The organism is Mycobacterium sp. 94-17 (assembly GCF_035617725.1).
Taxonomy (GTDB): Bacteria; Actinomycetota; Actinomycetes; order Mycobacteriales; family Mycobacteriaceae; genus Mycobacterium.
Window position 1 is genome coordinate 334,902 of the sequence record NZ_JAPIYN010000002.1, and the last position, 12,207, is coordinate 347,108.

At 70.3% G+C, this 12,207-nt stretch carries 12 protein-coding genes and 1 pseudogene; 3 read left to right on the top strand and 10 right to left on the bottom strand.

Annotation, left to right across the window (positions count from 1 at the left end; genetic code table 11):
• The first annotated feature begins 42 nt into the window (after nt 1–42).
• Nucleotides 43–1,080 carry an inner membrane protein YhjD gene (yhjD, locus tag OQ789_RS04470; protein ID WP_324683775.1) on the top strand — a complete coding sequence of 346 codons (1,038 nt, stop codon included), beginning with the start codon at nt 43–45 and terminating at the stop codon, nt 1,078–1,080.
• Here the strand turns inward: yhjD and OQ789_RS04475 are convergent.
• Genes OQ789_RS04475 through OQ789_RS04490 form a run of 4 tightly spaced genes read right to left on the bottom strand, consistent with a single transcriptional unit; the run spans nt 1,077 to nt 5,105 of the window.
• Nucleotides 1,077–1,391, bottom strand: a complete 315-nt coding sequence (locus tag OQ789_RS04475) for a multidrug efflux SMR transporter (protein ID WP_324683777.1) — start codon at nt 1,389–1,391, stop codon at nt 1,077–1,079. The two genes, yhjD and OQ789_RS04475, sit on opposite strands and share 4 nt — an antisense overlap.
• Nucleotides 1,391–2,524, bottom strand: coding sequence for an N-acetylglucosamine-6-phosphate deacetylase (locus OQ789_RS04480; RefSeq protein ID WP_324683780.1), 1,134 nt, complete (start codon nt 2,522–2,524; stop codon nt 1,391–1,393). Before OQ789_RS04480 ends, OQ789_RS04475 begins: the two co-directional genes overlap by 1 nt.
• The gene (locus OQ789_RS04485) at nt 2,515–3,867 is read right to left on the bottom strand and encodes a sugar porter family MFS transporter (protein WP_324683782.1); all 1,353 of its coding nucleotides are present in this window, start codon (nt 3,865–3,867) and stop codon (nt 2,515–2,517) included. Before OQ789_RS04485 ends, OQ789_RS04480 begins: the two co-directional genes overlap by 10 nt.
• A 5-nt stretch (nt 3,868–3,872) precedes the next feature.
• The gene (locus OQ789_RS04490; protein ID WP_324683784.1) at nt 3,873–5,105 is read right to left on the bottom strand and encodes a D-alanyl-D-alanine carboxypeptidase family protein; all 1,233 of its coding nucleotides are present in this window, start codon (nt 5,103–5,105) and stop codon (nt 3,873–3,875) included.
• Between the two features lie 56 nt (nt 5,106–5,161).
• On the opposite strand from OQ789_RS04490, the gene OQ789_RS04495 reads away from it, so the two are divergent.
• Entirely contained in the window at nt 5,162–5,575 is a 414-nt protein-coding gene (locus tag OQ789_RS04495; RefSeq protein ID WP_324683786.1) for a hypothetical protein, read from the top strand.
• Here the strand turns inward: OQ789_RS04495 and OQ789_RS04500 are convergent.
• Nucleotides 5,572–6,585: an SMP-30/gluconolactonase/LRE family protein gene (locus tag OQ789_RS04500; protein ID WP_324683787.1), complete on the bottom strand. Its 1,014-nt coding sequence runs from the start codon at nt 6,583–6,585 to the stop codon at nt 5,572–5,574. The two genes, OQ789_RS04495 and OQ789_RS04500, sit on opposite strands and share 4 nt — an antisense overlap.
• A gap of 10 nt (nt 6,586–6,595) precedes the next feature.
• The gene (locus OQ789_RS04505; protein WP_324683788.1) at nt 6,596–7,927 is read right to left on the bottom strand and encodes an aspartate aminotransferase family protein; all 1,332 of its coding nucleotides are present in this window, start codon (nt 7,925–7,927) and stop codon (nt 6,596–6,598) included.
• An 84-nt stretch (nt 7,928–8,011) separates the two neighbouring features.
• On the opposite strand from OQ789_RS04505, the gene OQ789_RS04510 reads away from it, so the two are divergent.
• Entirely contained in the window at nt 8,012–8,881 is an 870-nt protein-coding gene (locus OQ789_RS04510; protein ID WP_420716040.1) for a sigma-70 family RNA polymerase sigma factor, read from the top strand.
• Here OQ789_RS04510 and OQ789_RS04515 read toward each other — a convergent pair.
• The 4 genes and pseudogenes from OQ789_RS04515 to OQ789_RS04530 form a co-directional block, all read right to left on the bottom strand.
• Nucleotides 8,828–9,928 (bottom strand): alpha/beta hydrolase, encoded by a 1,101-nt coding sequence (locus OQ789_RS04515; protein WP_324683790.1) that lies wholly within the window; start codon nt 9,926–9,928, stop codon nt 8,828–8,830. The genes OQ789_RS04510 and OQ789_RS04515 overlap by 54 nt on opposite strands.
• Nucleotides 9,928–10,530, bottom strand: coding sequence for a class I SAM-dependent methyltransferase (locus OQ789_RS04520; RefSeq protein ID WP_324683791.1), 603 nt, complete (start codon nt 10,528–10,530; stop codon nt 9,928–9,930). The genes OQ789_RS04515 and OQ789_RS04520 overlap by 1 nt, the downstream gene beginning before the upstream one ends.
• 47 nt (nt 10,531–10,577) lie before the next feature.
• A complete protein-coding gene (locus OQ789_RS04525; protein ID WP_324683793.1) occupies nt 10,578–11,330 on the bottom strand; it encodes a helix-turn-helix transcriptional regulator in 753 nt (250 codons plus the stop codon).
• Nucleotides 11,331–11,338: 8 nt separating this feature from the next.
• Nucleotides 11,339–11,962: pseudogene (locus OQ789_RS04530) on the bottom strand (carboxymuconolactone decarboxylase family protein); the annotation flags it as partial.
• Between the last annotated feature and the right edge of the window lie 245 nt (nt 11,963–12,207).

Below are 12,207 nucleotides of genomic sequence, written 5' to 3' on the forward strand. Positions count from 1 at the left end.
CGGCCCAAAGGAGCCAGTACCGCTTCTCATTGGAGTCGTGCGATGGGCGAGCCGGCCAAGGCGGGCATGTTCGGTCGGCTGCGCGCCCGGCACGGGTGGATCGATCACGTCATTCGCGCCTACCGGCGCTTCGACGACCGCAACGGTGGCTTCTTCGCGGCCGGCCTCACCTATTACACGATCTTCGCGATGTTCCCATTGCTCATGGTCGGTTTCGGGGTCGTCGGGTTCATGCTGGCCCGACGGCCGCAGCTGCTGAGCACCATCGACGACCAGATCCGCTCGCAGGTGACCGGCGCGCTGGGAAATCAGCTGCAGGAGTTGATGAACTCGGCGATCGACGCCCGGACGTCGGTCGGTGTGATCGGTCTGGTCTTCGCGGTGTGGGCGGGGCTGGGCTGGATATCGCACCTGCGCCAGGCGCTGACGGAGATGTGGTGGGACGAACAGATCGAGTGGCCGGGCTTCCTGCGCAACAAGTTCTCCGACCTGCTGGCGATGGTGGGGACATTCGCGGTGATCGTGGCCACCGTCGCGCTCACCACCTTCGGAAACGCCGCGCCCATGGCTGCGTTGCTGAAATGGCTTGGCATACCCCAATTTGTGGTGTTCGACTGGCTCTTCTGGCTGATCTCGCTGCTGATCGCGACGCTGGTGTCGTGGCTGCTGTTCACCTGGATGATCGCCCGGCTGCCCCGCGAAAAGGTCAGCCTCGTCGATTCGATGCGGGCCGGGCTGGTTGCGGCGGTCGGCTTCGAGGTGTTCAAACAGGTCGCCTCCATCTATCTCAGGACGGTGCTGCGCAGCCCGGCGGGCGCGGCCTTCGGGCCGGTGCTGGGATTGATGGTGTTCGCCTACGTCACCGCGTATCTCGTGCTGTTCTGCACCGCATGGGCCGCCACGGCCTCGGACGATCCGCGCAGCCGGCCCGTCGCCCCTCCGGCCCCGGCGATCATTGCGCCGCGCGTGCAGATGGATGAGGGCCTGGGCACCCGCCAGACGCTGACCGCGATGGTGCTGGGAGCCGTTGGCGCGCTGACACTTTCCCGGCTCGCCCGCTTGACCCGCCGCGATCGCTAGCCGAGCAGCTTCAGGCCCGCGACGCAGCCCACGATCCCGCCGATCAGTACCAGCTTGGGCAACGACGCCGGTTCGTCGCCGGTCAGCATCGCGTAGCCGACGGTGAGCACCGCACCGACGCCGACCCAGACCGCATAGCTGGTGCCGACCGGCAGGGTGCGCATGGCGATCGCCAATCCGGTCATCGAAAGCGCCACGGCAACAAGGAATATCAGCGACGGTCCGAGGCGGGAGAAGCCGTCGGATCTACTCAGGGCGCTCGCCCACACGGCCTCGAGGATTCCCGACGCAATCAGGATGAGCCAGGCCATCACGCGCCTTGACGCGGCTGGTCCCGCCAGGCGCCGCGCGCCATGACATTCGCGACATGTAAACGCGCATCCAGCACAACAAGATCGGCGTCGTAGCCGCCTTTGAGTTCCCCCACTCGCCGCAGGCCGAGCGCCCGCGCCGGCGCTGCGGCGGTCGTCTGCACCGCGGTGGCCAAGCCGGACCCGGCGTGCACGGCGCGGAAGAGCCGATCCATGGTGGCGGTGCTGCCCGCGATGGTCGACGTCCCCTGCACCCGGGCGACACCGGCGACCACATCCACGGGCACCGCGCCGAGCCGAAACGCGCCGTCGGGACGGCCGGCCGCGGCGATCGCGTCGGTGATCACGGCGACCCGGTCCGCTCCGGCCGCGGCGATCACCGCCGTCACCACGTCGGGGTGCAGGTGCACGCCGTCGGCGATCACCTCGACGGTCACCCGTGCGTCGCGCAGCAGCGCCAGCGCCGGGCCGGGGGCGCGGTGGTGCAGTGCTGGCATCGCGTTGAACAGGTGCGTGCCCACCGTGGCGCCCAACGCGATGGCGTGTCGGGTCTGCACGTAGGAGGCGTCGGTATGTCCCACCGCCACAACGACTCCCGCGTTCACGAAACGGCGGATCGCCGCGTCGGCCCCCGGCAGCTCGGGCGCCAGCGTCACCATCCGGATCGTGCCGTCGCCCGCGGCCAGCACCGCGTCGATCTCCGCCGCGTCCGGATCGCGCATCTGGGTGCGATCGTGGGCCCCGCAGTGCGCCCGGCTCAGCCACGGCCCCTCCAGGTGCACACCCGCGATGGTGCCGAGCCGGGTGGCCTCGGCCAGCGCGCGCACCCCGCGCAGCAATTCGGCCGGCGCGGCGGTCACCAGGCTGGCCAGCGTGGTGGTGGTGCCGTGCCGCAGATGGAACGCGGCGGCGTCGGCGATGCCGTCGGCGTCGGTGTAGGAGGCGCCCCCGCCACCGTGCACATGCATGTCGACGAAGCCCGGCACCACGGTGCAATCGGCGAACTCGACGTCGGCCGGGCGGGGCGGCGGGCCGGGCGCGCACGCGGCGATGCGTGCGCCGGAGGTCTGCAGCCACCCGGGGCGGCACACCCGGCCGTCGAGCACCATGGTGCCCGCGGCGATCACGGCCATCGGCCGCCGTTCTCCCAGAAGTGGCGGATGTCCTCGAGCTGGCGGCCTTTGGTCTCCGGCGCGTAGCGGTAGACGAAGCCGAACGCGACCGCCGCGAGCACCGCGAACAGCGCGAAAGTGCCTGCGCCGCCCAGGGAATGGAGCAGGCTCAGGAAGACGGCGGCGATGATGGCGTTACCCACCAGGTTCGAGGTCAACATGGTGCTGGACCCGATCGAGCGTAGCCGCGACGGGAAGCTCTCGCTGGCGTACACCCAGCCCAGGGACCCGAAGCCCATGGTGTAGCCGAAGATGAACAGCAGGATCCCGGCGAACCCGCCGATCGTGCCGCCGAAGCCCCGGCCGAACACGGCCACCAGCAATACGTCGGCGACGATCATCATGGCGCTGCCCCACAACAGGATTGGGCGCCGGCCCACCCGGTCGACCAGCGCCAGCGCCGCGCCGACCGCCGCCAGCCCCGCGACCTGAAGCAGCGCAGGCAACCCCAGCAGCGCGAAGTTGCCGGTGAAGCCCATGGCCGCGAAGATGCGGGGGCTGTAGTAGATGATCGCGTTGATGCCGGTGACCTGGATCAGGAAGCCGAGGACGACCACGAACGCGGTGGCCCGCAGGTACGGGGGCCGCAGCATCTCGGACAACCCGCCCCGGGTCCCGGGTGCGGTCTCGCCCAGCGCGCGGCCGATCTCGGCGAGCTCGTCGTCGACCTGCGCGGTGGGTTCCACCCGCAGCAGCGCCCGGCGGGCGTCGTCCGTCCGGCCCTTCAGCACGTACCACCGCGCCGTGTCCGGCATTCGAATCACGGCCGGCAGCAACAACATTGCGGGCACACAGGCCAGCCCCAGCATCCACCGCCAGCCGTGCGCTCCGGCCAGCAGGTAACCGGTCAGATAGCCGACGATCAGCCCGCTGACGATGGCCAGCTGATAGGCCGTCAGCAGCGAACCGCGCACCGCCGCCGGCGCCGATTCCGCCACATACACCGGGACGACCACCACCGTGACACCGATCGTCAGCCCCAGCAGCAGTCGCGCTGTCAGCAACATCGGAAAACTGACCGAGAACGCGGCCAGCAGTGCGAAAACCGCGTAGGCGCACAGGATCAGCACCACCGACCTTTTCCGCCCGATCACGTTGGCCAGCACGCCCGCGCCCAGCGCCCCGGCGATCTGGCCGATCACCACCATCGTCGTCAGCAGTTCCTGCCGGCCCGTGGACAGCCCGAAGTCCTCGGTGACGAACAACTGCGCCCCGGCGATGATCGACAGGTCGTAGCCGTAGATGATGCCCACGCTGGCGGCGGTCAGCCCGACCAGCAGTCCGCGCCGCGATCCGCCTGCCACGAGGCTCAGCGGTGTTGCGGTCGGCGGTTCATCGAGCGGGCCATCATGATCAGCGCGAACACCACGACGGTGCCGATCACCGCCACGCCCACCCGGATCGGCAGGGCGTCCGCGGACGGGATGATCGCGCCGGCCGCGGCGTTGGTGGCGAGCTGGTCCGCGGCGTCGCGCTTGGCCGGCGCCAGGGACGGGTCGGGCGCGATCAGCGAGCCGACCTGGGTGCCCTGCGGGGTGGAGAAGCCGTAGTCCAGCAGGTGCGCGGCCTGTTCCCACGGGGCGATCGGTTGGCGCGTCCCGTGCAGCAGCACCGCCACCAGGCGCCGCCCGTCGCGGTTGGCCGCACCCACGAACGTCTGGCCCGCGTCGTCGGTGTAACCGGTCTTGCCGCCCAGGGCGCCGGGATACTTGTAGAGCAACTGGTTGTCGTTCTCCAGCTCGTAGCCCGGATGGTCGCCATGGCCGGGAAAGTTGAAGGTCCGCGTCGCGACGATGTCGGCGAACGTCGGGTTCTGCCAGGCGTAGCGGTAGAACAGCCCGATGTCGTAGGCCGAGGTGCTCATGCCGGGCGCGTCCAGGCCCGACGGCGACGCCACCCGGGTGTCCTGACCGCCCAGCTTGGCGGCCAGCACGTTGATCTTCTCCAGCGCCTGCTCCATGCCGCCCAGCTGCATGGACAGGGCGTGGGCGGCGTCGTTGCCGGAGTGCATCAGCAGCCCGTGCAGCAGCTGGTTGACGGTGAAGACGCCGCCCTCCTCGACGCCGACCTTGGTGCCCTCGGCCGCGGCGTCGTCGGCGGTCCCGGGGACAGGCTTGTTCAGGTTGAGCGTGTTGAGGGAGGCCATCGCGACCAGCACCTTGATGATGCTGGCCGGGCGGTGCCGCGCGTGCGGGTCCTTGGCCGCGATCACCGCGCCGCTGTCCAGGTCCGCGACCAGCCACGCCTCCGCCGAGACGTCGTTCGGCAGCGCCGGCGTGTTCGGCGCTGCGACGATGCCGCAGCCGCCCAGCGCGTCACCGCCCACCGGCTTGGCGGGCACCGCCAGCGGGATCGGCGGGTCGCCTGCGGTGGGGGCCTCCGACGAATCCACCGCCTTCGGGGTGTTCACCTTGTACGGGCAGTCCGCCGGGGCGGCATTGGGCTCGGCGCCGGGCTCGGCCTGCGCCCGCGGCACCCCCGCCGGGGCGACCGTCAGGAATAGCGCCGCTGCCAGGCACGATGCGGAACGTAACAGGGTCATCGTCTGTGCACAGTAGGCGATCGGCGGCCCGAATCCGGGGAGCCGCGCTGTGACAGGTGAGACGGAAGTTACCGGGCGTTGCCCGCCCGGTCGCGTTACGCTGGCCACGCGGTCGGCCCGGAGGCCATCACCGCACCGGATTCGGGGGTGCTGCCATTTCACGCGATCGGTTCTTCTCGGCCCTGCGGGGCAGTCGTGGCGCGGTCGGCGCCTCTCCCGGCACGGGCCCGCGGCCGCTGAACGACCTGCTCACGCAGGTCGAGAAGGCGACGCAGGTACGGCGTTCCGGGTTCGACCGGGTGCTGGCCGAGCTGCAACTGCACCGCGACGCCTCCGCCGACGCCGAACTGCGGTCGGCGCTGGCCTGGCTGTGCAACGCGGTCACGCGGTTCGGGCGCAACCCGACCCCCGCGCACACCCGCGAGGTGATGATGGCCGCCGACGCGGTCAGGCAGGTGTCCGCCGGTTAGAGCGCGGTGGCCGCCAGGTCCACATGCGCCAGCGCCGGGTAGCTGATCGTGCCCATCCACAGCCTGCCCGCCGCCTCGACCACACCGGTGGCGGAACCGAAGTCCGGACGCTGGGTCCGCAGGCCCGCGACGGCCACGCCGCTGTCCGGATCGAACGCGACGGCCCAGATCTCCGGCTTGATCTTCGGTTGTAGCCGCTCGGGCAGCCGCCACACCAGCTGGCGGATGATCGGGGCCCGCGGGAACAGCGACTCCAGCGCCGGGTTCGCCTCGGCGACCAGCGCGGCCCAGATGCGGCCGTCGGCCCCGGTGGACAGGTTGTCGGGCATGCCGGGCAGGTGCACCGCCAACGGCGTCACCGATCCCGCCCGCGGACCGGTCAGCCAGTACTTCGACAGCCGGCGCGCCAGGGTCTCGGCGAACACCAGCGCCGACCCGTCGGCCGTCGGCGTCACCCCGTTGGCGAAGTAGAGCCCGCTCACCAGCATGGCGACCGTGCCGTCCGCATTGAGGCGGTACAGGCCGCCCGTCGCGCGCGCCTCCACGATCGGTGCGGTGTAGTTCTCGAAATGAAAGTCGCTCGTCGACTCGGTGAAATAGATTGTGCCGTCGGCTGTTTCGGTGACATTCGAGCAGAACTTCAGCCGCCTGCCGCCGACGGATTCCACCAGCACGTCCAGCGTGCCGAGGTCTGGATTCAGCGCGAGCAACCCGCGGTGACTGTCGCAGATCAGGATTCGGCCATCGCGGGCCACGTGCAGGCCGAGGGGGCGCCCGCCGGTGTCGGCCACCACCGTCGGGTCGCCGCGCCCGGGCTCGACCCGCACGATGCGGCCGTCCTCGAGACCCGTCCACAGTCGGCCCGCCGCGTCGCGGACGACGTCCTCGGGACCGTTGCCGGGCAGCGGGACGACGGTGACCCCCGCCTCGGGAATTCTGGGCATGTCGGGCAACGTCGCGACCGGCGGCGGCTGCCACCGCACCGGGTGGATACGGGGTTTGCGCGCCATGGTCTGGACTCTAGAACCGCGCGTGGGCCCGCGTCAGCACCTCACGCACGATGGCTTCGATGGTGTCGAATTCGGCCTGACCACTGATCAGCGGCGGCGCCAGCTGGATGACCGAGTCGCCGCGGTCATCGGTGCGGCAATACAGCCCGGCCTCGAACAGCGCCGCGGAAACGTGGCCGAGCAGTGCGCGGCGTTCGTCGTCGCCGAAGGTCTGCTTGGTCGCCCTGTCCTTGACGAGCTCGATGCCGTAGAAGTAGCCCTCGCCGCGCACGTCGCCGACGATCGGCAGGTCGTAGAGCTTTTCCAGGGTGGCGCGCAGGGCGGGCGCGTGGGTCCGGACGTGGTCGCACAGGCCCTCGCGCTCGAAGATGTCCAGGTTGGCCAGCCCGACGGCCGCCGAAACCGGGTGGCCGCCAAAGGTATACCCGTGCGGGAACATGGTGGCGCCGTCGTTGAACGGTTCGAACAGCCTCTCGCTGGCGATCATCGCGCCGATCGGGGAGTAGCCCGACGTCATCCCCTTGGCGCAGGTGATCATGTCGGGCACACAGCCGAAGTCCGCGCAGGCGAACATCGACCCGATCCGGCCGAACGCGCAGATCACCTCGTCGGAGACCAGCAGCACGTCGTATTCGTCGCAGATCTGGCGCACCCGCTCGAAATAGCCCGGGGGAGGCGGGATGCTGCCGCCCGCGTTCTGCACCGGCTCCAGGAACACCGCGGCCACGGTGTCGGGGCCCTCGAACTCGATGGCCTCGGCGATCCGGTCGGCGGCCCAGCGCCCGAATGCCTTCGGGTCGGTTCCGAACGGTTCGGGGGCGCGGTAGAAGTTGGTGTTGGGCACCCGGAAGCCGCCCGGGGTGACCGGTTCGAACGGCTGCTTGTACTTGGGCAGCCCGGTGATCGCCAGGGCGCCCTGGGTGGTGCCGTGGTAGGCGATCGCGCGCGAAATCACCTTGTGCTTACCGGGTTTGCCGGTGAGCTTGAAGTACTGTTTGGCCAGTTTCCACGCGGTCTCGACGGCCTCGGTGCCGCCGCTGGTGAAGAAGACCCGGTTCAGGTCGCCCGGGGTGTAGCCGGCGAGGCGTTCGGCGAGCTCGATCGCGGGTGCAGTGGCGTATCCCCACAGCGGGAAGAACGCCAGCGTGCCCGCCTGCCGCGCGGCGACCTCGGCGAGTTCGGTGCGGCCGTGCCCGACCTGCACGGTGAACAGTCCCGACAGGCCGTCGAGGTAGCTCTTGCCGTGGTCGTCGAAGAGTGTGACGCCCTCGCCGCGGGTGATGACCGGCGCCCTGAAGTCCGGCCCGTGCCGGGTGAAGTGCAGCCAGAGGTGGTCTGTCATGGTGTGCGCCAGCCTAGCGTTAGGCTTGGCGCCGTGACCTCAGCGCAGCAGGTCAGCGAGTTCGAGTCGCTGCGTCCCCATCTTATGTCGGTCGCCTACCGGATCACCGGCACGGTGGCAGATGCCGAGGACATCGTCCAGGACGCCTGGCTGCGCTTGCACCGGCAGGACTCCGACAAGGCGACGCAGATCAGCGACCTGCGGGCCTGGCTGACCACGGTGGTGGGCAGGCTGGGCCTGGACAGGTTGCGCTCGGCCGCGCACCGGCGCGAGACCTACACCGGCAACTGGCTGCCCGAGCCGGTGGTCACCGGTCTCTCGAATTCTCCGGCGGCCGATCCGCTGTCCGCGGTGGTGGCAGGCGAAGACGCGCGGTTCGCCGCGATGGTGGTGCTGGAGCGGCTGTCACCCGACCAGCGGGTCGCCTTCGTGTTGCACGACGGGTTCGCCGTGCCGTTCGCGGAGGTCGCCCGGGTGCTGGGGACCAACGAGGCCACCGCCCGGCAGCTGGGGTCGCGGGCCCGCAAGGCCGTCGCGGCCGACCCCCCGCCCGAACCCGACCCGGCGCACCACGAGGTGGTCTCGAAGTTGCTGGCCGCCATGGCATCCGGCGACCTGGACGCCGTGGTGGGGCTGCTGCATCCCGACGTGACCCTGACCGGCGACGCGAATGGCAAGGCGCCCACCGCGATCAACGTCATCCACGGCGCGGACAAGGTGGCCCGGTTCTTCTTCGGCCTGGCTCAGCGCTATGGCCCGGCGATGTTCACCGCCTACCAGCTGGGGCTGGTCAACGGCGAGCTGGGCGGCTACACACCCGGCTGCCCGGCCCGCGACGGGTATCGCGAGATGATGCCGCGGATCATGGCGGCCACGGTGCGCGACGGAAAGGTCTGCGCCCTATGGGATGTCGCCAACCCCGACAAATTCACCGGCTCCCCGCTGCGCGGCTGACCCGGCATTGGCGGCGAGCCCGACCCGCAAGGCCCCGGCCGCCTCGCTCGCGGCCTCGGCGAATCGGCCCCCGATGCCGACGAAGTTGAGGTATCCGTGCGGCAGGTCCGCCTGGCGGGTCAGTGCCACGGGGATGCCGGCGGCGCGCAGTTTGTCCGCATACGCCTCGCCGTCATCGCGGACCGGATCGAATCCCGCGGTGGCGACGTAGGCGGGCGGTACGCCGGCGACGTCGCCGCACAGCGGTGACAGCCGCGGGTCGGTCGGGTCGGTCTGCGGGGGGATGTAGTTGGCCATCACCCAATCGATGTTGCGGTCGGTGAACGTCGCCCCGTGGGCGAACAGGTCGCGCGACGGCCGGCGCGTGCTGAAGTCGGTCGCCGGATACATCAGCATCTGGAACACCGGCACCGCACCGCCCCGCCGCGCCGCCTGCTGTGCGGTCACGGCCGCGAGATTGCCGCCGGCGCTGTCGCCCCCGACGCCGATGCGGTGGGGATCGGCGGCCAGCTCGCCGGCGTGGCTGTGCGCGTACTCGAACGCGGCGAGCGCATCGTCTGCGGCCGTGGGGAACTGGTGTTCGGGGGCGCGCCGGTATTCGACCGACAGCACCCGCACGCCGGCGTGCGCGGCCAGGTAGCGGGCGACCGGGTCGTGGCTGAGCCGGGACCCGACCGAGAAGCCGCCGCCGTGGAAGTACACCAGCAGGCCCGACGGCCCTGGCACGTCCTCGGGGCTGTACAGGGTGGCCGCGATGGCGCCGGACGCGACGGGAATGGTGATCTCCCGAGTCTCGATGGGCATCGGTGAGCGGTAGCCGATGAGGAGGGGCAGCTCGTCGTATCGCGCCCGGGCGGCCGCGACAGGGCCGGCGAAAACGTCGGAGCCGGAAAGGTTCTTGAGCCGGATGACCAGTTGCGCGTCGAGCGCCATCTCCTGGCCGTCGGTGCGCAGCGGCGGCCCCGCCAGCGTGCGGCGGACCGGGGCGGGCGCGGCGAACAGAGCGCGGACGACCCCCGCCTTCGCGCGAATGCTCAACGATGACATCAGCTTTCCTCCTCAGTTCCTGTGTGCGAGTTCCTGTGTGCGATGAAGCTCATGACGTGCCCGAGCAGCCGGGACTGCGTGCTGACGTCCAGCCCGTTCCGCGCGCACTCGGCGCGGAAGTCGGCCGGCACCAGTAGGCGATGCGGGGAGCCGTCCAGCCGGTGCAACAGCGTGGCCAGCGGGGTGCGAACCAGGTCGTAGCCGACGAAGACGCCGTTCGGCCGCAACACCCGTGCCACCTCGGCGACCGTGCGCTCCCAGTCGATGATGTGATGCAGCATCAGGCAGCTGACGACGGCGTCGAAGGACTCGTCGGCGAACGGCATCCGGGTGGCATCGGCGGTTGTGCTGAGCGCGTTGCGGAATCCGCTCAGCCGGGCGGCGGACGCCTGCGTCATGTGCGGGTCGATATCCATTGCCGTCCAGGCAAGTTCGGGATCACCCGACAGGATCTCGCGCGCGACCGATCCACTGCCCGCCCCGATCTCCAGGACGTCGTGGCCCAGTCGTTGGGCGCGAAGGTCACGCGCGATCGTTGCGGACGACGAACGCCACAGCGCGCCGCAGCAAAAGGCCCGTTCGGACCGTGACATCACAGGCATGCCTCAAGGGTGCGGTGACACCGCGGGGGAACGCTTGTATGGATCCGTCAGATCAAAGCCTTTTTGACCGCGTCGGCGAGTTCGCTCGGGGTGGCCCCGGTCATCTCCCAGCAGACCTTGTTGGCGTGGGACCCGTCGGCGAACCCGGCCAGGTGGGCGGCGTCGGTGACGGAGCGACCATCGAGCAGATGGCCGATGGCGGCCACCAGTCGCTCCCAGCGAATGGTGGCCGAAAGCGAGACGCCGGTCTGCTGTTTGCACAGCCGCCCGAGATAGTCGGGGGACAGCGCGACGGCACCGGCGACGGAAGCCACGTCGACGTGCTCGGGCACGCGGCTTGCGACGACTTCGATCGCCTGCCGTAGCTGCGGGTGAACGGATCGCGGCCCATCCTGTGCGCCGCACAGACTGTCGATCAGGAAAGCGGCCGCGGCATCGGGGCCGTCGTCGGCCAGCACCGCGGCCGTCGCCGTGGCCAGTCGCGTCCCGTCATCGACGATCCAGATGCCTGGCAGTCGATCGTGCTTGCGCGCCAAGGTGTTCAGCGCGCTGCCCTGCGGTGTCTGCAGCCCGAGGTACAGCGTCAACGCCTGCGAGCCGGAATCGGATCGCACCGCATGACGCGCCCCGCTGGCGATCACCACGAGCCGGCACACGTCGTGCGCGTCGCCGTCCCCGGTCACCGACAGCGCACCGTGCCCGCCGACGGTGATCTGTACCGCGGGGTGGTGGTGCAGTGCGAGGTCGGAGAACCCGCCGGCGACCATCAACCGGCCCGGTCCCAGCTCCCAGACACGCATAAGCCACTTTAGCGCTGCTGCGTGTCCGCCCACGGAACCCGGCAGGCATCACCGGAATTGAAGCCCTGTTCGGTGATGCCCAGCGCGGTGTTCATCCGCGCCCGCATGTTCTCCACCCCGATCTGATAGGTCAGCTCGATCACCCCGGCATCACCGAAACGGGCGCGCAAGTCGGCGACCTGCTCGTCGGTGACAGCGTGCGGATCGGTGGTCACCGCGTCGGCGTAGGCGATGGCGGCGCGTTCGTCGTCGGTGAACGCGGGTGACGTCGCGTAGTCGTCGATCTGCTTGAGGCGCTGGATGTCCAGGCCGTCCAGGCGCTGCAGCATGGACCCGAAGTCGACGCACCACGAGCAGCCGACCGTGCGCGCGGTCCACAACACCGCGAGTTCGCGCACGCTGACCGGCAGCGTCTTGGACGCCCGGTCCAGCATGGTCTCGTGCACGGCGCCGGCGATCATCAGCCCGCGATGGTGCGCGGTGACGGTGAACGGTTCGGGGACTTGCCCGTAGCGCCGCTTGGCGATCCGGTACATGGCCCGGATCAGCAGTCCGGTGCGCTGGGGCGGCAGGGGTTCGATGCGGGTTTTCTGTGTCATACGGGTGAGACGAGACGGTTCGCGAAAGTGTGACGGGGCCGGGGGGCGCCGGGAACCGCCGGGAACCGCCGGGGACCGCCGGGGACCGCCTATGCGTCACGCTGGCGTGACGCTCGGCGTTGAATGCCACGCTGGCGTGACGCTCGGCGACGAGGACGGCCTGGCAGGGAGAGCCGCCGGGCACCGCGGGAGCCGCCGGGAACCGCCTATGCGTCACGCTGGCGTGACGCTCGGCGTTGAATGCCACGCTGGCGTGACGCTCGGCGACGAGGACGGCC

Excerpts from the sequence above, each read along its gene's own strand:
- yhjD (WP_324683775.1), top strand. The coding sequence starts at position 43 with ATGGGCGAGCCGGCCAAGGCGGGCATGTTCGGTCGGCTGCGCGCCCGG.
- OQ789_RS04475 (WP_324683777.1), bottom strand. The coding sequence starts at position 1,391 with ATGGCCTGGCTCATCCTGATTGCGTCGGGAATCCTCGAGGCCGTGTGG.
- OQ789_RS04480 (WP_324683780.1), bottom strand. The coding sequence starts at position 2,524 with ATGGCCGTGATCGCCGCGGGCACCATGGTGCTCGACGGCCGGGTGTGC.
- OQ789_RS04490 (WP_324683784.1), bottom strand. The coding sequence starts at position 5,105 with ATGACCCTGTTACGTTCCGCATCGTGCCTGGCAGCGGCGCTATTCCTG.
- OQ789_RS04500 (WP_324683787.1), bottom strand. The coding sequence starts at position 6,585 with ATGGCGCGCAAACCCCGTATCCACCCGGTGCGGTGGCAGCCGCCGCCG.
- OQ789_RS04505 (WP_324683788.1), bottom strand. The coding sequence starts at position 7,927 with ATGACAGACCACCTCTGGCTGCACTTCACCCGGCACGGGCCGGACTTC.
- OQ789_RS04510 (WP_420716040.1), top strand. The coding sequence starts at position 8,012 with ATGTCGGTCGCCTACCGGATCACCGGCACGGTGGCAGATGCCGAGGAC.
- OQ789_RS04515 (WP_324683790.1), bottom strand. The coding sequence starts at position 9,928 with ATGTCATCGTTGAGCATTCGCGCGAAGGCGGGGGTCGTCCGCGCTCTG.
- OQ789_RS04520 (WP_324683791.1), bottom strand. The coding sequence starts at position 10,530 with ATGCCTGTGATGTCACGGTCCGAACGGGCCTTTTGCTGCGGCGCGCTG.
- OQ789_RS04525 (WP_324683793.1), bottom strand. The coding sequence starts at position 11,330 with ATGCGTGTCTGGGAGCTGGGACCGGGCCGGTTGATGGTCGCCGGCGGG.